This is a genomic window from Streptomyces sp. NPDC002467, from assembly GCF_042889825.1.
Lineage (GTDB): Bacteria > Actinomycetota > Actinomycetes > Streptomycetales > Streptomycetaceae > Streptomyces.
The window spans coordinates 185,246-201,953 of the sequence record NZ_JBIARJ010000012.1 but is presented as its reverse complement, the minus strand read 5'-3'; the positions used below and the strand labels follow the sequence as shown (position 1 = coordinate 201,953).

Here is a 16,708-nt window from a genome sequence, read left to right as displayed (position 1 = left end):
TCGGCTGCTGCATACCGATCGACATCACGGTCGGGCTGCAATGCGCGCACGACGGCGCGCTCCACCTGTACGTCGACAACGCGCGCGTGGTGAAAAAGGAGACGGCCGGAGCCCCCGCACAGTAGGCTCCGGCCGCCGGCTCAATGGCCGTACGAGATCAGATGTCGAGGCCGGTCAGGACCAGGACCCGCTCGTACGTGTAGTCGTCCATCGCGTAACGGACGCCCTCGCGGCCCACACCGGACTGCTTGACGCCGCCGTACGGCATCTGGTCGGCGCGGTAGGACGGCGCGTCGCCGACGATCACACCGCCGACCTCGAGCTCGCGGTGGGCGCGGAACGCCGTCTGGACGTTGCGGGTGAAGACACCGGTCTGCAGGCCGAACTTCGAGTCGTTGACGGCGGCGAAGGCCTCGTCGGTGTTCTCGACCTTCAGCAGGGTCAGGACCGGGCCGAAGACCTCCTCGGTGGCGAGCTTGACGCCGTCCGGGACGTGGGCGACGACGGTGGGCTCGAACGAGGCACCCTCGCGCTTGCCGCCGGTGAGGAGCTTGGCGCCCGCGGCGACGGCCTCGTCGACCCAGGACTCGACACGCTTGGCGGCGTCCTCGGAGACGAGGGGGCCGACGTCGGTGGCGGAGTCGGACGGGTCACCGGTGACCTGCGCCTGGACCTTCGCGACGACCTTCTCCACGAGGCGGTCGTAGACGGAGGCGTCGGCGATCACGCGCTGCACGGAGATGCAGGACTGACCGGCCTGGTAGTTCGAGAAGGTCGCGATACGGGTCGCGGCCCAGTCGAGGTCCTCCTCGGAGGACCAGTCGTCCAGGACGACGGCCGCGGCGTTGCCGCCGAGCTCCAGGGTGCAGTGCTTGTGGGGCACCGACTGCTGGATGGCGTAACCGACGGTGTCGGAACCGGTGAAGGAGATGACGGGCAGGCGCTCGTCCTTCACCAGGGCCGGCATCTTGTCGTTCGCGACCGGCAGGACCGACCAGGAACCGGCCGGGAGGTCGGTCTCGGCGAGCAGCTCACCCAGGATCAGGCCGGAGAGCGGCGTGGCCGGGGCGGGCTTGAGGATGATCGGCGCGCCGACGGCGATGGCGGGGGCCACCTTGTGGGCGCACAGGTTCAGCGGGAAGTTGAACGGCGCGATGCCGAGGACCGGACCCTTGACGAAGCGGCGGGTCAGGGCGAGACGGCCGACGCCACCGGCGTCGGTGTCGAGGCGCTGGGCCTCTCCGCCGTTGAAGCGGCGGGCCTCTTCGGCGGCGAAGCGGAACACGGACACCGCACGGCCGACCTCACCGCGGGCCCACTTGATGGGCTTGCCGTTCTCGGCGGAGATCAGCTGGGCGATCTCCTCGGTGCGCTCGACGAGCCGCTTGGACACGTGGTCCAGGGCGGCGGCCCGTACGTGGGCGGGGGTCGCGGAGAACTCCGCCGTCACGGCGTACGCCGCGGCCACGGCCTCTTCGACCTGCGCGTCGGTGGGCACGCTGACGGTGCCGACGAGGCGTCCGTCCCACGGGGAGTGGACGTCGAAGCTGTCCTCGCCGGTGGCCTGGCGGCCGGCGAGCCAGAAGGCGTGGGTGGAAGTCATGCGAATCCCGGCCCTTCGGAGTGTGCGGTGGGTCCTTGTCCCCTCCACCGTAGGACTCCGGCGGGGATTCGGCGTTTATCCGGGGTGTAGTACCTGGTGTCGGGGGCGCGCCGGTTTGTCACTGTCCCGGGCGGCCCGGCCTGTGCGGGCCCTGCCGGGTGCGGCTCCCACGGCGGCTCCCACGAGGGGGGCGGGCCGGCCTTGACGACGGGTTCGAGTACGACGGGTTCGAGCCGGCCCCTACGACGGGGTCGAGCTGGCCTTGAGGGCGAGCCACAGTTCCATGCGTACGTCCGGGTCCTCCAGGGAGCGGCCGAGGATCTCCTCGACGCGCTTCATCCGGTAGCGCAGGGTGTGCCGGTGGACGCCGAGGTCGGCGGCGGCCGCGTCCCACTGGCCGTGCCGGGACAGCCAGGCCTGCAGGGAGGCCACCAGGTCGCCCCGGCCCGTCGCGTCGTGCTCCTTCAGGGCCCGCAGCGTGCCCTCGGCGAAGGCCCGTACGGCGTCGTCGGCGAGCAGCGGCAGGACCGAGCCCGCCGCCATGTCCTCGTGCTCGACCATCGGCCGGCCGCGCCTGCGGGCCACCGCGAGGGCCTGGTCGGCCTGTTTCAGGGCGGCGGCCACGGTGCCCGGTCCGGCCGGCGCGGACAGGCCGACCACCAGTTCGTCGGGCTCCGGCCCGCTGGTGTCCCGGCCGCGCCTGGCCTCCAGGGCCTCCGCGTGGTCCACGCACGCCTGTACGGCCGAACCGGCGTCGGCGGCCAGCACCACGAGCCGGCCCGGCTCGGGCACCACCAGCAGCGCCTCGCCGGTACGGGCGGCCGCGGACTCCACGGCGTCCGTCAGCAGGGCCAGGCCCTCGGGCTGGGCCGTGCCGGGGAGCGCCGGTTCGGCCACGATCAGTCGGAAGGGCGCCTCCAGGAGGGGCCCGTACAGGTCGCCGGCCACGGACCGGGCGTGTTCCGCCTCGCCCGCCAGGAGCATCCGCAGCACCGCCGCGCCCAGCCGGGACTCGGCGTCGTGCAGGGAGCGGGAGCGTTCGGTGGTGAGGGTGAGCAGGGCGACGGCGGAGTGCACGGCGTACCGCTCGGCCGTGCCCAGCGGGGCGGCGGTGCCCACGGCCAGCGCGCCGCGGGCCCGGCGGCCGGTGCCGAGCGACTGGAGCTCGACCCGGTCCTCCGCGCCGCCGACCACGGCGCTGGCGGGCGCGGGCCGGTCCCGCAGCCGCTCCACGTCGGGGGTGAGCCGGGCGGCCCGGCGGGCGGCCCAGTCGGGGGCCGCGGCGACGACGGCGCCCGAGGTGTCGTAGAGCGCGGCCCAGCCCTGCACGTGCGCCGCCAGCCTGCCGAGCAGTTCGGCGGGGCCCTCGGCGGAGAGCGCGGCCCGCGTCAGCTCCCGCTGCGCCTCGAAGCCGGCGGTCACGGCCCGGTACTGGTCCGCCGCGAGGGCCGCGGAGACGGCCTTGCTGATCGCGAGGAAGGGGGTCTTGCGCGGCACCTCCAGCAGCGGCATCTCCTCGGCCCGCGCGGCCTCGACCAGGGCTTCGGGGATCGCCTCGTAGTTGACCCCGATCGCGAAGCCGATGCCGACGACTCCGGCGGCGGCGAGGCGGCGCACGTAGCGGAGCATCTCCTCGGGATCCTCCGCGTCCAGCTTCATCGCGGTGATCAGCAGCAGTTCCCCGCCCTCCATGTAGGGGACGGGGTCGGCGAGCTCACTGACGTGGGCCCAGCGCACGGGGGTGTCGAGGCGGCCCTCCCCCGCCCGGACGCCGAGTTTGAGCGCCGAGTGCTGGACGAGTGAGGCGAGGGTGAGCGGCATCGGTTACCAGGAGCCTTAGCGGGGAGGGAGCGACGGAGGAACGGGCCGACGGGGGAAGGGACCGACGGGAGGAAGGACCGACGGGAGGAAGGCCGGAACGGTGGCCTACAGGCCACCAGAACGACTGCGGGGCTTTTCGCCGTGGCGTATGAACGGCTCCCCTCGATTCTGCCACCTCGTACGGGTCCGGGTGTGGTTCAGGCCGATCCGGCCAGCCGTACCAGCAGCGGCGCCGCCCGCTCCCCGCGGACCGAGGTCAGCGACAGCACGGCCGAGCCCGGGGGCACGGCGTGCGCGAGGTCGGACGCGGACCAGCGTTCGCGCTCGACCTGGCGCACGGTCACCGCGTCCGTGGTGACGGCCTTGCCCGTGACGAGCTTGCGGAAGGTGTGGATGGCCCGGGTCAGCGGCTGGTCGGCGAAGACGGTCCGGTGGGTGACGTCGCGGGTCTCGACCCACTCGGTGCCCCAGGCCTCGGCGAAGCGCTTGCCGTCCCAGGTGGTGACCCCGGAGAAGGCCATCCGGCAGCCGACCGCCCCGAGCAGCGGGATGCGCAGGGCCTCCGGTACGTCGTCCAGCGTGCGCAGCGTGAGCAGCACCCCGGCGTTGGTGGAACGCAGCCGCTGTACGCCGCGCACGGTCTCCGGGGTCAGGGTGTGGGAGGCGTCGTCTAGCGCGAGCAGGGCGAAGAGGGAGCGGTCGGTGCGGGCCGCCGCGGCGGCGTTGAACTGGGCGAGCAGCAGCCGGGCCAGCATCCGGGAGGCGTCGGCGTGCGCACGCTCGGGCAGGTCCACCCGCACCCGGATCGGGTGTTCCAGGGCGCGCAGGGAGAAGGGCCGCCCCTGCCCGGTGGTGTCGAAGAAACCGGCGAAGGCGGGCCGGTCCAGCAGGGCCACCCGGTCGGCGAGGGCCGGCCCCGGGTCGCCGTGGGCCCCGTACTGCCGCTCCCGCGCGTCGAGGTCGCGGAGCATGGCGTGCGCCCCGACGTTCCCCGCGGCCCCGGCGTCCTCCAGGGCGCGCCGCAGCCCGTCGAGTGCCGGGCGCGCCTGGTCGAGCAGCCCGCGCAGCTCGGGCACGGCGGGGAAGCGACCGTACGCCGTCCGGAAGGGCCCGAGGAGCTGTGCGAGGGCGGTCGCGGCGCGGCGGACGTCGATGCCGGGGACGTCTCCGACGAAGCCCTCGGCGAGCAGGGTGGCGGCCTCGTCGGGATCGGTGGTGCCGCCGTAGAGGTCGAGGTCGTAGACGGACTCGGGGTCGCCGACGCGGACGACGACGTCGTAGGCCGCGTCGGGCCCGAGCTGCGCGCCGGCCGCCCCCACGGCGACGACGGCCGCCTGCCCGGCGAGCGCCTGCAGCGCGAGCGACTCGACGACGGGCCGCACGAGGCGCCCCGTCTTCCCGGCCCCGGAGGGCCCGACCGCGAGGAGGGAGGTGCCGAGCACCGCGGGATCGAGGGCGAGGCCGGTGCCGCGGCGGGCGTAGGGGTTGCGGGGCTCGTCCTCGACGGTGCCGAGGCGCACCTGCCGGACCAGCAGATCGTGCCGCGCCGCCCTGACGGGCAGGTCCCGCGCCCCGGAGGGGTGGGCGCAGGCGGCGGCACCCTTGTCCCGAACGGCATCGACGAAGGCCCGCAGCCGGCCGGGATCTGCTTGGACGGACTCCCAGGCCCTGGCGATACGGGCGTAGTCCACGTCGTTCATCCGCCCGTCGGCGATGGTCGCCTCCAACCGGTCGGCAACGTCCCCGAGTCCGGCCCCCCGCACCTGAGGCCACCGCACGGGGTCGTCGGCCGGAGTCGCGGTGGCCGGGGTCTGCGGTTGCCGCCGGGGGGCGGTGGCCGTGGACGCGGTCGATCGCTGCGATCCGGGCAGGAAGCGGCGCACCAGGCGGTCTCCGCCCGCGAGCCAGAGGAAGGCGAGAACGAGGAGCACGTCGATGACGGTCCTCGTCGTGTTCATCAGCTCGCGGTTGGCCTCCGGGGTTCCGTCGAAGGTCAGGAACGCCTCCGCCAGTTGCCGGAGCGGCAGCTGGTAGTTGTGGACGAGCAGCAGGGTGAGGTAGCCGAGGGGCACGACCGCGAGGGGCTGGATCCAGGGCCCGCGTGCCTCGGCCAGCCGGCGCCACGCCGCCCCCCAGTTCCCCAGACGGCCGAAGCCGTAGAGGAGCGCCGCGTCGAAGAGCAGCTCGTAGATGGGTTTGGCGCGCACCCCGCCGGTCCCCGTGAGGGGCTCTCCGTTGCCGGCCCACCAGCTGTTCGGCGTGAAGAGCTTCAGCGGCACGTCCCAGAACGGGATGTAGGCGTTCCTCATGAGGGACCAGACGAGGACGCACGCCAGGAAGGAGATGACGGCGCCGGCCGCGAGGGCCCGGTCGGGGGTCCGCGCCGGTTCCACCTCCGCGCGAGGGGTGTGGGCGTGGCGCCAGACACCCGGTTCGGCGGTGGGGCGGGCGGTGCGCAACCAGTCGGCGAGGACCGGTCCCCCTCCGGGTGCATGACGCGGCTTCGGCGGATGGGCGGGAGGAGCGGGAGGAGCGGACGGTTTCAGGATGTGGCTCGGGCGCGTCGTGTTCGCCTCGTGCGTGCCCTCGGTGTCCATGAACCCCTGCCCCCTGCCAGTTCCGGTGCTGCGCCGCTCAATCTAGTGCCCGGCCCGGGCCTTCGGCCCGTACCCGGTCATGATCCACAAGACACGCCGCGGATCCCTCCTATGGCCGTCACGGACAAGGACACGCGGGCACCACTCCCGAACGGAGCATGCAGGACCCCCTCCCCCGGGCCTAGCCTGCGGACAAAGACACAAGTGCGTCCGAAATCACCCCCCAGGGAGCTCCCTATGACCGCTGTCCCGCAGGAGCGCAAGCTCGTCACCGCGATCCCCGGCCCCAAGTCGCAGGAGCTGCAGGCCCGCCGCCTTGAGACCGTGGCCGGCGGCGTGGGCTCCGTGCTCCCCGTCTTCACGGCCCGCGCGGGCGGCGGCATCATCGAGGACGTCGACGGCAACCGCCTGATCGACTTCGGCTCCGGCATCGCCGTGACCTCCGTCGGCGCCTCCGCCGAGGCCGTCGTGCGCCGCGCCTCCGCGCAGCTCGCCGACTTCACCCACACCTGCTTCATGGTCACCCCGTACGAGGGCTACGTCGAGGTCTGCGAGGCGCTGGCCGAGCTGACCCCGGGCACCCACGCCAAGAAGTCGGCGCTGTTCAACTCCGGCGCCGAGGCCGTCGAGAACGCCGTCAAGATCGCCCGTGCGTACACCAAGCGCCAGGCCGTCGTCGTCTTCGACCACGGCTACCACGGCCGTACGAACCTCACGATGGCTCTGACCTCGAAGAACATGCCGTACAAGCAGGGCTTCGGGCCGTTCGCCCCCGAGGTCTACCGCGTCCCGGTCGCCTACGGCTACCGCTGGCCCACCGGTGCCGAGAACTGCGGCCCCGAGGCCGCCGCCATGGCGATCGACAACATCGTCAAGCAGATCGGCGCCGAGAACGTCGCCGCGATCATCATCGAGCCGGTCCTCGGCGAGGGCGGCTTCATCGAGCCGGCCAAGGGCTTCCTCCCGGCGATCGTGAAGTTCGCCAACGAGAACGGCATCGTCTTCGTCGCCGACGAGATCCAGTCCGGCTTCTGCCGCACCGGCCAGTGGTTCGCGTGTGAGGACGAGGGCATCGTCCCCGACCTGATCACCACCGCCAAGGGCATCGCGGGCGGTCTGCCGCTCGCCGCCGTGACCGGCCGCGCCGAGATCATGGACTCCGCCCACGCGGGTGGCCTGGGCGGCACCTACGGCGGCAACCCGGTGGCGTGCGCCGGTGCGCTCGGCTCCATCGAGACCATGAAGGAGCTCGACCTCAACGCCGCGGCGAAGAACATCGAGTCCATCATGAAGTCCCGCCTGGCCGCCATGCAGGAGAAGTACGACATCATCGGCGACATCCGCGGCCGCGGCGCCATGATCGCGATCGAGCTCGTGAAGGACCCGGTCTCCAAGACCCCGTTCCCGGAGGCGGCCGCGTCCCTGGCCAAGGCCTGCCACGCCGAGGGCCTGCTCGTCCTCACCTGCGGCACCTACGGCAACGTGCTCCGCTTCCTGCCGCCGATCGTGATCGGCGAGGACCTGCTGAACGAGGGCCTGGACCTCATCGAGGCCGCGTTCGCCGGTATCGGCACGGAGATCTGATCGAACGTCTAGAACGTCCGATCGCAGCGCCCGGCCGGTACCCGCGGTAACGGTCGGGCGCTGTGAAGAAGCTGTGGGGGGCCGATGGCAAGAGCGCGTTCGTGCTGTCGGTCCCCTTTTCTCTGCCGTACGGTTTCTGCAGATGAGTGAGACACCCCGCTCCCGGGAAACCGGGGGCGAAACCAGTACCGGGCTTCCCCAGCGCCGCACTGGGCATGCGTTCGCGCACACTCCTCGCCGATCGGACAGCCGTCCGCCCCAAACCCCCCGGGGCGTACGGCAACCCGATCCGGGCGGCCGTCCCGGAACCACCCCCCCTGTTCCGGGACGGCCGGCCATTCTCCCGGCGCTCTGCGCCGGCCTCCTCGGCCTCTTCGCCCTGATCACCTGGCAAGTGCTCGCGTCGGGCCCGCTGCTGACCCCGGATCACGCGCTCAGCCGCACGCTGGTGCGCACCCTCCCGGACGCGCTCACCGAGCGCCTCGCGGACCTGGGCAACATTCCGGTCGCCGTGCCCGTCCTCGCACTGGCCATGGCCTACGCGGCCCGGCGCGGCCGGTACCTCGCCGCGGGCGCCGCGGGCCTGGCGATGGCCCTGGTCCCGGCCCTGGTCATCCCGCTGAAGGAATGGACCGCCCGGCCCGGCCCCCTGGAGCCCTGGGCCGCCGGCTACTACCCCTCCGGCCACACCGCCACCGCCGCCGTCGCCTACTTCGGGGCGGCCGTCCTGCTGCGCCCCCACACCCGCCGGGCCTGGCCGACGGCCGTCGCCCTCGTGCTGACGGGGGCGACGGCCGCGGGTCTCGTCGTACGGGGCTGGCACTGGCCGCTGGACGTGGTGGCCAGCCTCCTGATGTGCGCGCCCCTGCTGCTGGGCGTGCGGTGGGTCAGCCTCCGAAGTAAGCGTCGAAGTTCCGGCTGAACTCGCCGCCTCCGAAGCGGTCCCAGTTGATGGACCAGGTCATCAGGCCGCGCAGGGCGGGCCACGTGCCGTGGGTCTGGTAGCCGCCGCAGTTCGTCTTCTTCGTCAGGCAGTCCAGGGCCTTGTTCACCTCGGCGGGCGGGGTGTGGCCGTTGCCCGCGTTCGGCGTGGCCGGCAGGCCGATGGCGATCTGGTCGGGGCGCAGCGGCGGGAACACGCGGGCGGTGTTGCCGGCCACGGGGAAGCCGGTGAGCAGCATGTCGGTCATGGCGATGTGGAAGTCCGCGCCGCCCATGGAGTGGTACTGGTTGTCCAGGCCCATGATCGAGCCCGAGTTGTAGTCCTGGACGTGCAGCAGGGTGAGGTCGTCGCGCAGGGCGTGGATGACCGGCAGGTAGGCGCCGGCCCGCGGGTCCTGGCCGCCCCAGGGGCCGGATCCGTAGTACTGGTAGCCCAGCTGGACGAAGAAGGTCTCGGGGGCCATGGTCAGGACGAAGCCGGGGCCGTACTTGGCCTTCAGGGTCTTCACGGCCGAGATCAGGTTGACGATTCCGGGGGTGGTGGGGGCCCTGAAGTCGGTGTCCCCGGTGGCCAGGGAGAGGGAGTGGCCCTCGAAGTCGATGTCGAGGCCGTCGAGGCCGTACTCGTCGATGATCTTCCCGACGGAGGAGACGAAGGCGTCGCGGGCGGCCGTGGTCCCGAGCTGGACCTGGCCGTTCTGGCCGCCGATCGAGATCAGCACCTTCTTGCCCGCCGCCCGCTTGGCCTTGATGGCCGCCTTGAACTCGGCCTCCGACTCCGCGTTCGGGCATTCGGTGACCGGGCAGAGGCGGAAGCGTATGTCGCCGGAGGTCACCGAGGTCGGTTCGCCGAAGGCGAGGTCGATGACGTCCCAGGAGTCGGGCACGTCGGCCATCCGGACGTAGCCGGAGCCGTTGGCGAAGCTCGCGTGCAGGTAGCCGACGAGCGCGTGCGCGGGAAGCCCGCCGCCACCGCCACCGCCGCCGCTCGTGGTGGTAGCGGAGACGGGGGCGCTCTTCGGGGACTCGCCCGCCGCGTTCGCCGCGCTGACCTGGAAGGTGTACGTGGTGGAGGCCGCGAGGCCGGTGACCGTCGCCGAGGCGGTGGCGACGGAGAGGGGCGCGGCGCCGTCCCGGTGGACGGTGTACGAGGTGGCCCCGGGCACGGCCGTCCAGGACAGGGAGATCGCGCTCGACGAACCGGCGGAGGCGGTCAGGCCGGTGGGGGCGGCCGGGATCCCCGGCTGGCCGGTGCCGCCCGGGTCGGGTCCGACGAGGGTGAGGTCGTCGGTGAAGTGGGCGGGCTGGCCGTACCAGCCGTGGGTGTAGACCGTCACGGAGGTGGTCGACGGTCCGGTGCGGAAGGTGGTCGTCAGCTGCTTCCAGGCGCCCGGGGTCTGCGTCCAGGTGGAGACGTCGGTGGTGCCCGTGCCGCTCGCGCCGAGGTAGACGTAGGCGCCCTGCACCCAGGCGGTCAGCGTGTACGCCGAGTCGGGCTTGACGGTGACGGTCTGCGAACAGCGGGCATTGTCCTGGCCGGCCGGGATGGCCCGGAGGGCCGAACTCCCGCCGTGGACGGGTGTGGTGACGACGGCTCCGCTGCCCGCCGAGCAGCTCCAGCCGTCGAGGCCGGTCTCGAAGCCGCCGTTGCGGATCAGGTCGGCGTCGGCCGCCGCCGCGGGCGGGCCGGCGGCGAGGAAGCCGGCCACGGCGAGCGCGGCGGCACCGAGGAAGGACATGGCTCTGCGCACAACTGCCTCCGGGGCGTGGGGGGATGGAGGGGGTCAGCGGCGCCCAAGATGGTCCAGACCAATGCCCTTGTCAAGACCTCCGGTCCTCCTGCGCGAGCACGCGTGCGGCGGCCTCGTGCATCGCGAGCTCCAGCAGCGCCGGGTCGGTGAGCGTCCCCCCGCCGTCCGGGAGCACCAGCCAGCGCACGCCGCCCGTGGCCCGACCGGGGTACGGGACCACGATCCAGGTCCCGCGCCCCGCTCCTCGTACGCCCGTACCGAGCCAGCGGGAGGCCGTGCCCGGGGGCACGAAGAAGCCCAGCCGCGAGTCGCCGAAATCGGCGAGCACCGGGCCGGGCAGGTCGAGGAGCATCTTCAGTACGTCGAGGGTGGCGTGACCCAGCTCCCCGGGCAGGATCAGCACGTCCCAGCGCCGGCCGGCGGGCAGCAGCGCGACCCCGAGGGGGTTGCGCTCCCACTCGAACCGGCAGGCCTCCGGGTCGGGCGCCGCCGACGCCAGCCAGTCCACCGCCGTCTTGGTCTCCGGGATCGTCATCGCCCGGCCTCCGTTCCCTGTTGGTGAGGTCCTCACCAGGGGAGAGCGGGGCCGGGCGCGACTATGACGCGGGTTCGGGCACCCCGTGTCAGTGAACCGGGTCACAGGGTGAAGGAACGGTACGCCGGGGCCGTGCACCCCGGCGTACGCGCGGCCTCAGGGCCTCAGGGCCTCAGGGCCTCAGCTGTCGAAGCCGAGCCCGAAGCGGTCCAGTGTCCTCAGCCAGAGGTTGCGCCGCCCGCCCCGGGCGTCCGCGCGGGCCAGCGACCACTTGGTGAGGGTGATCCCGGTCCACGCGAAGGGCTCGGGCGGGAACGGCATCGGCTTGGAGCGCACCATCTCCAGCCGGGTGCGCTCGGTGGGGACGCCGTCCAGCAGGTCCAGCATCACGTCCGCGCCGAAGCGGGTGGCGCCCACCCCGAGCCCGGTGTAGCCGGCGGCGTAGGCGACCTTCCCGGAGTGCGCGGTGCCGAAGAAGGCGGAGAAGCGCGAGCAGGTGTCGATCGCACCGCCCCAGGCGTGGCTGAACTTCAGCCCCTCCAGCTGCGGGAAGGCGGTGAAGAAGTGCTCCGCGAGCTTGAGGTAGGTCTCCGGGCGGTGGTCGTACTCGGAGTCGAGCTTCCCCCGGTAGGGGTAGATCGCGTCGTAGCCGCCCCACAGGATCCGGTTGTCCTTGGTGATCCGGAAGTAGTGGAACTGGTTGGCGCTGTCGCCGAGGCCCGCCCTGTTCTTCCAGCCGATGGAGGCCATCTGCTCCTCGGTCAGCGGCTCGGTCATCAGCGCGTAGTCGTAGACCGGGACGGTGAACGGGCGGATCCGCTTGACCAGCGACGGGAAGATGTTGGTGCCCAGGGCGACCCGGCGCGCGAGGATCGTGCCGTACGGGGTCTCGACGGTCATCCCCTTGCCGGCCGAGGCCATCTTCAGGCCGGGGGTGTTCTCGTAGATGCGTACGCCGAGGTCCAGGCAGGCCTGCTTGAGGCCCCAGGCGAGCTTCGCCGGGTTGAGCATGGCGACGCCGTCGCGGTCCCAGACGCCCGCGAGGAACGTCGGGGAGTTCACCTCCGCACGCACCGCGTCCTGGTCGAGGAATTCCGAACTGCCGGCCAGACCGGCGGCTTCGGCCTCCCGGTGGAGCTCCTTGAGCTCCTCGACCTGGTGCGGCTCGGTGGCCACGTCGATCTCGCCGGTGCGTTCGAAGTCGCAGTCGATGCCGTAGCGGGCGACCGCCTCCTCGATGGCGTCGAGGTTGCGCGCGCCCATCTCCTCCAGCTTGGCGAGCTCGCCGGGCCAGCGGGCGAGCCCGTTGGCGAGGCCGTGGGTGAGGGAGGCCGCGCAGAAACCGCCGTTGCGGCCGGAGGCGGCCCAGCCCGCCTCCTTGCTCTCGATCAGGACGACGTCCCGCTCCGGGTCCCGCTCCTTGGCGAGGAGCGCGGTCCACAGGCCGCTGTAGCCGGCGCCGATGACGAGGAGGTCGCACCGCTCGTCGGAGGTGAGCGCCGGCCGGGGGGCGGGCCTGCCGGGGTCGTCCAGCCAGTACGAGACCGGCTTCGCTTCGGAAAGGGATTTCGCAACACTACGCATGGCGACTGGGGCCATGTCTTCCAACTCCCTACAGGGTGTTACTTGGGCTGTGCCTTCTTGCGGCGGTTGCCGACCATCTGGCCGGCGAGGACCACCAGCACCGCGATGACGAACATCGCCGTGCCGATGACGTTGATCTGTACAGGCGTACCGCGCTGGGCCGATCCCCACACGAACATGGGGAAGGTGACGGTGTTGCCCGAGTTGAAATTGGTGATGATGAAGTCGTCGAACGAGAGCGCGAAGGAGAGCAGCGCGCCCGCCGCGATACCGGGTGCGGCGATCGGCAGGGTGACCCGTACGAAGGTCTGCACCGGGCCCGCGTAGAGGTCGCGGGCGGCTTCCTCCAGGCGCGGGTCCATGGACAGCACGCGCGCCTTGACGGCGGCGACGACGAAGCTGAGGCAGAACATGATGTGGGCGATCAGGATCGTCCAGAAGCCCAGCTCGATGCCCATGTTCAGGAAGAGCGCGAGCAGCGAGGCCGCCATCACGATCTCCGGCATGGCCATGGGCAGGAAGATCAGCGAGTTGACCGCGCCGCGCGCCTTGAAGCGGTAGCGCACCATCGCGAAGGCGATCGCGGTGCCCAGTGCGGTGGCCACGATGGTGGACCACAGGGCGATCTGGAGCGAGAGCGAGAGCGAGCCGCACATGTCGGCGACCCCGCACGGGTCCTTCCAGGCGTCGAGCGAGAACTCCTGCCAGGAGTAGTTGAACCGTCCCGTCGGGTTGTTGAAGGAGAAGACGGTGACGACGACGTTGGGCAGGATCAGGTAGGCGAGCGTGCCGAGACCTGCGATGACCACCAGGTTGCGCCGCAGCCAGGCGAGTGGAGTCTTGCGCATCAGACCAGGTCCTCCGTCCCCGCACGGCGGATGTAGATGGTGACCATGATCAGCACGATGGCCATGAGGATGAAGGACAGCGCGGCCGCCGTCGGGTAGTCGAGGATCCGCAGGTACTGCGACTGGATGACGTTGCCGATCATGCGGGTGTCCGTGGAGCCGAGCAGTTCGGCGTTCACGTAGTCGCCGCTCGCCGGGATGAACGTGAGCAGGGTCCCGGAGACCACGCCCGGCATGGAGAGCGGGAAGGTGACCTTGCGGAAGACCGTGGCCGGCTTCGCGTACAGGTCCCCGGCCGCCTCGTGGAGGCGGGTGTCGATGCGCTCCAGCGAGGAGTACAGCGGCAGGATCATGAAGGGGAGGAAGTTGTACGTCAGACCGCAGACGACCGCGAGCGGCGTGGCCAGTACCCGGTCACCCTCGGTCATCCCGAGCCAGCTGGTGACGTCGAGGAAGCCGATCTTGTTGAGGACGCCGACCACCGGGCCGCCGTCGGCCAGGATCGTCTTCCAGGCCAGCGTGCGGATCAGGAAGCTGGTGAAGAACGGGGCGATGACCAGGACCAGCAGCAGGTTGCGCCAGCGGCCCGCCCTGAAGGCGATCAGGTAGGCCAACGGGTACCCGAGCAGCAGGCACAGCACGGTCGCCGTGCCGGCGTAGGCCAGGGAGCGCAGGAACTGCGGGTAGTACTCGGTGAAGGCGTCCCAGTAGGTCTGGAAGTGCCAGGTGACCTTGAAGCCCTCTTCGAGGGAGCCCGTCTGCACCGAGGTCGAGGCCTGGTAGACCATCGGCAGTACGAAGAACACCAGCAGCCACAGGATGCCGGGGAGCAGCAGCCAGTACGGGACCAGCCGCTTGCGCACCGACGGCTTGTGCACCGGCGGTTCGGCCGAGGCGGGCGCCTGGGGCGGCGCGGCGGTGGCGGTCACGCGCCCTCCTCGACGGTCTCGATGCCCGCGTCGATGTCCTGGTCGGCGTCCAGCCCGAAGGTGTGCTCGGGGTTCCAGTGCAGGACGACCTCGGCGCCGGGCACCAGGCGGGCGTCCCGCTCGATGTTCTGGACGTAGACCTCCAGCTCGGGGCAGACCTGGCTGTCGATCACGTACTGGGTGGAGACGCCGATGAAGGAGGTGGCGGCTATCCGGCCGGTGATCTTGTTGCGGCCGACGGCTATCGAGTGCTCCTCGTCCGCGTGGACCAGGGAGATCTTCTCCGGGCGCACTCCGACCAGCAGCTTTCCGCCGGCGCGCGGGGTGGTCGAGCAGCGGGCCGCGGGCAGGCGCAGCTTCGTACCGGAGGCGGAGACGGCTATGTCGGATCCGGCGGACTCCACGGAGGCCTCGATGAGGTTGGAGGTGCCGAGGAAGTTGGCGACGAAGGTGGTGCCCGGGTTCTCGTAGAGCTCGGCGGGGGCGCCCAGCTGCTCGACCCGGCCGCCGTTCATCACGGCCACGGTGTCGGCCATGGTCATGGCCTCCTCCTGGTCGTGCGTGACGTGCACGAAGGTGATGCCGACCTCGGTCTGGATCCGCTTGAGCTCCAGCTGCATCTGGCGGCGCAGCTTGAGGTCGAGGGCGCCGAGCGGCTCGTCGAGGAGGAGCACCTGCGGGTGGTTGATCAGGGCGCGGGCGACGGCGACGCGCTGCTGCTGGCCGCCGGAGAGCTGGTGCGGCTTCTTGCGGGCGTGCTCGCCGAGCTGGACCAGGTCGATCATCTCGTCGACCTGCTTCTTGACCGACTTGATGCCGCGGCGGCGCAGGCCGAAGGCGATGTTCTCGAAGATGTCCATGTGCGGGAAGAGCGCGTAGCTCTGGAAGACCGTGTTCACCGGGCGCTTGTACGGCGGCAGGTCCGTGACCTCGCGGTCGCCGAGGTGGACGGTGCCGGTGGAGGGGTCCTCCAGGCCGGCGATCATGCGCAGGGTGGTCGTCTTGCCGCAGCCCGAGGCGCCGAGCAGGGCGAAGAAGGAGCCCTGGGGGATGGTGAGGTCCAGCGGCTGCACGGCGGTGAAGGAGCCGTAGTGCTTGCTGATCCCGGAGAGGCGGACGTCGCCGCCCTCGGTCTTGTCAGTCATGGATGGGTCCCGGGGTGGTGTGGTCGAGGGGTCGGAGGTGGGCCGGGCCGTCGAAGAGGCTCGGGGTGCCGGGCGCCTACGCGCCGATGAGCTTGGCGAACTTCTCTTCGTACGCGGTCTCTTCCTCACTGGTGAGGGAGCGGAAGGCGTGCGCCTTGGCGGCCATCGCCTTGTCCGGGACGATCAGGGGGTTGTCCGCGAGCGCGGGATCGATCTTGGCGAGCTCGTCCTTGACGCCCTCGACCGGGCAGACGTAGCTGATGAAGGCGGCCAGCTGGGCCGCGACCTCGGGCTCGTAGTAGTAGTCGATGAGCTTCTCCGCGTTGCCCTTGTGCCTGGCCTGCGCGGGGACCAGGAGGTTGTCGCTGGAGGTGATGTAGCCGGGGGCCGGGATCGCGTACTGGATGTCCGGGTTGCCGGCCTGGAGCTGGATGACGTCGCCCGCCCAGGCGAGACAGGCCGCGAGGTCGCCCTTGTCGAGGTCCGCGGTGTAGTCGTTGCCCGTGAAGCGGCGTATCTGCTTGGTGTCCACGCCCTTCTGGAGGCGTCCGACGGCGGCGTCGAAGTCCGCGTCGGTGAAGTTCGCCGGGTCCTTGCCCTGGTCGATCAGGGTCATGCCGACCGAGTCGCGCATCTCCGTGAGGAAGCCGACCCGGCCCTTGAGGGTGGGGTCGTCGAGGAGCTGGGTGACGGAGTCGACCTTCTTCCCGTCGGTGGCCTTCGTGTTGTAGGCGATGACGGTGTCGATGCCGGTCCAGGGGTAGCTGTGGGCGCGGCCCGGGTCCCAGTCCGGGTTGCGGAACTGCGGGATCAGGTTGGCGTAGGCGTGGGGCAGGTTCGACGGGTCGAGCTTCTGCGCCCAGCCCAGGCGGATGATGCGCGCGGCGAGCCAGTCGGTGACGACGATCAGGTCGCGGCCGGTGTCCTGGCCGGCGGCGAGCTGGGGCTTGATCTTGCCGAAGAACTCGACGTTGTCGTTGATGTCCTCGGTGTACTTGACCTTGATCCCGGTCCGCTTGGCGAACTCTTCGAGGGTGGGACGGGACTTCTCGTCCTCGCTGGTGTCCATGTACTCGGTCCAGTTGGAGAAGTTGATCTCCTTCTCCTGTGCCGAGTGGTCGTCGGACGCCGCTGCCGCGTCCCCCTGGCGCTTGGCGGGCGGGATCCCACAGCCGGCGAGGGTGGACAGACCGCCGAGGGTGAGCGCGCCGACACCGGAGGCGCGCAGCAACGAGCGGCGGGTGAGGGCGCCGCGCCCGCTGGTGAGGCTGCGCCGCATCGCGGCGAGTTGCGCCTCCGAGAGGCGGTCGGGCTCGAACTGCTCCATGCTCAATGCCCTTTCGGGAGGTGTACCGCTGGTCGGGCGGTG

At 71.5% G+C, this 16,708-nt stretch carries 12 protein-coding genes; 2 read left to right on the top strand and 10 right to left on the bottom strand.

The annotated features are described in order from the left end of the window. Window positions 1-157: 157 nt before the first annotated feature. The 3 genes from ACFYYJ_RS24975 to ACFYYJ_RS24965 all read right to left on the bottom strand — a co-directional run bounded on the left by ACFYYJ_RS24975 (window position 158) and on the right by ACFYYJ_RS24965 (window position 6,021). Complete coding sequence (locus ACFYYJ_RS24975; RefSeq protein WP_385124317.1) at window positions 158-1,603, bottom strand: aldehyde dehydrogenase family protein; 1,446 nt, start codon at window positions 1,601-1,603, stop codon at window positions 158-160. 240 nt (window positions 1,604-1,843) lie between these two features. After that, complete coding sequence (locus ACFYYJ_RS24970) at window positions 1,844-3,424, bottom strand: PucR family transcriptional regulator (RefSeq protein ID WP_385358613.1); 1,581 nt, start codon at window positions 3,422-3,424, stop codon at window positions 1,844-1,846. Between the two features lie 197 nt (window positions 3,425-3,621). Then, complete coding sequence (locus tag ACFYYJ_RS24965; protein ID WP_389135549.1) at window positions 3,622-6,021, bottom strand: ATP/GTP-binding protein; 2,400 nt, start codon at window positions 6,019-6,021, stop codon at window positions 3,622-3,624. Window positions 6,022-6,258: 237 nt separating this feature from the next. On the opposite strand from ACFYYJ_RS24965, the gene gabT reads away from it, so the two are divergent. Continuing rightward, window positions 6,259-7,605: a 4-aminobutyrate--2-oxoglutarate transaminase gene (gene gabT, locus ACFYYJ_RS24960; RefSeq protein ID WP_385124326.1), complete on the top strand. Its 1,347-nt coding sequence runs from the start codon at window positions 6,259-6,261 to the stop codon at window positions 7,603-7,605. Between the two features lie 394 nt (window positions 7,606-7,999). Further along, a complete protein-coding gene (locus ACFYYJ_RS24955) occupies window positions 8,000-8,527 on the top strand; it encodes a phosphatase PAP2 family protein (RefSeq protein WP_385358610.1) in 528 nt (175 codons plus the stop codon). Here ACFYYJ_RS24955 and ACFYYJ_RS24950 read toward each other — a convergent pair. From ACFYYJ_RS24950 to ACFYYJ_RS24920, 7 genes are all read right to left on the bottom strand, one after another. Beyond that, complete coding sequence (locus ACFYYJ_RS24950; protein WP_389135600.1) at window positions 8,493-10,286, bottom strand: chitinase; 1,794 nt, start codon at window positions 10,284-10,286, stop codon at window positions 8,493-8,495. The two genes, ACFYYJ_RS24955 and ACFYYJ_RS24950, sit on opposite strands and share 35 nt — an antisense overlap. Before the next feature lie 82 nt (window positions 10,287-10,368). Further along, on the bottom strand, window positions 10,369-10,833 hold the full coding sequence (locus ACFYYJ_RS24945) for a hypothetical protein (RefSeq protein WP_389135545.1): 465 nt from the start codon (window positions 10,831-10,833) through the stop codon (window positions 10,369-10,371). A 180-nt stretch (window positions 10,834-11,013) separates the two neighbouring features. Continuing rightward, a complete protein-coding gene (locus tag ACFYYJ_RS24940; RefSeq protein ID WP_385124335.1) occupies window positions 11,014-12,432 on the bottom strand; it encodes an NAD(P)/FAD-dependent oxidoreductase in 1,419 nt (472 codons plus the stop codon). Window positions 12,433-12,455: 23 nt separating this feature from the next. Next, window positions 12,456-13,265, bottom strand: coding sequence for an ABC transporter permease (locus ACFYYJ_RS24935; protein WP_385358607.1), 810 nt, complete (start codon window positions 13,263-13,265; stop codon window positions 12,456-12,458). After that, window positions 13,265-14,194: an ABC transporter permease gene (locus ACFYYJ_RS24930; RefSeq protein ID WP_385358604.1), complete on the bottom strand. Its 930-nt coding sequence runs from the start codon at window positions 14,192-14,194 to the stop codon at window positions 13,265-13,267. The genes ACFYYJ_RS24935 and ACFYYJ_RS24930 overlap by 1 nt, the downstream gene beginning before the upstream one ends. Further along, window positions 14,191-15,339 carry an ABC transporter ATP-binding protein gene (locus ACFYYJ_RS24925; RefSeq protein WP_389135543.1) on the bottom strand — a complete coding sequence of 383 codons (1,149 nt, stop codon included), beginning with the start codon at window positions 15,337-15,339 and terminating at the stop codon, window positions 14,191-14,193. Before ACFYYJ_RS24925 ends, ACFYYJ_RS24930 begins: the two co-directional genes overlap by 4 nt. A gap of 76 nt (window positions 15,340-15,415) precedes the next feature. Further along, the gene (locus ACFYYJ_RS24920) at window positions 15,416-16,666 is read right to left on the bottom strand and encodes a spermidine/putrescine ABC transporter substrate-binding protein (protein ID WP_385124345.1); all 1,251 of its coding nucleotides are present in this window, start codon (window positions 16,664-16,666) and stop codon (window positions 15,416-15,418) included. Window positions 16,667-16,708 lie beyond the last annotated feature (42 nt).

What these genes read in the sequence shown, in the direction of transcription:
- ACFYYJ_RS24975 (WP_385124317.1), bottom strand. Translation starts at nt 1,603, where the DNA reads ATGACTTCCACCCACGCCTTCTGGCTCGCCGGCCGCCAGGCCACCGGC.
- ACFYYJ_RS24935 (WP_385358607.1), bottom strand. Translation starts at nt 13,265, where the DNA reads ATGCGCAAGACTCCACTCGCCTGGCTGCGGCGCAACCTGGTGGTCATC.
- ACFYYJ_RS24925 (WP_389135543.1), bottom strand. Translation starts at nt 15,339, where the DNA reads ATGACTGACAAGACCGAGGGCGGCGACGTCCGCCTCTCCGGGATCAGC.
- ACFYYJ_RS24950 (WP_389135600.1), bottom strand. Translation starts at nt 10,286, where the DNA reads ATGTCCTTCCTCGGTGCCGCCGCGCTCGCCGTGGCCGGCTTCCTCGCC.
- ACFYYJ_RS24965 (WP_389135549.1), bottom strand. Translation starts at nt 6,021, where the DNA reads ATGGACACCGAGGGCACGCACGAGGCGAACACGACGCGCCCGAGCCAC.
- gabT (WP_385124326.1), top strand. Translation starts at nt 6,259, where the DNA reads ATGACCGCTGTCCCGCAGGAGCGCAAGCTCGTCACCGCGATCCCCGGC.
- ACFYYJ_RS24970 (WP_385358613.1), bottom strand. Translation starts at nt 3,424, where the DNA reads ATGCCGCTCACCCTCGCCTCACTCGTCCAGCACTCGGCGCTCAAACTC.
- ACFYYJ_RS24945 (WP_389135545.1), bottom strand. Translation starts at nt 10,833, where the DNA reads ATGACGATCCCGGAGACCAAGACGGCGGTGGACTGGCTGGCGTCGGCG.
- ACFYYJ_RS24920 (WP_385124345.1), bottom strand. Translation starts at nt 16,666, where the DNA reads ATGGAGCAGTTCGAGCCCGACCGCCTCTCGGAGGCGCAACTCGCCGCG.
- ACFYYJ_RS24940 (WP_385124335.1), bottom strand. Translation starts at nt 12,432, where the DNA reads ATGGCCCCAGTCGCCATGCGTAGTGTTGCGAAATCCCTTTCCGAAGCG.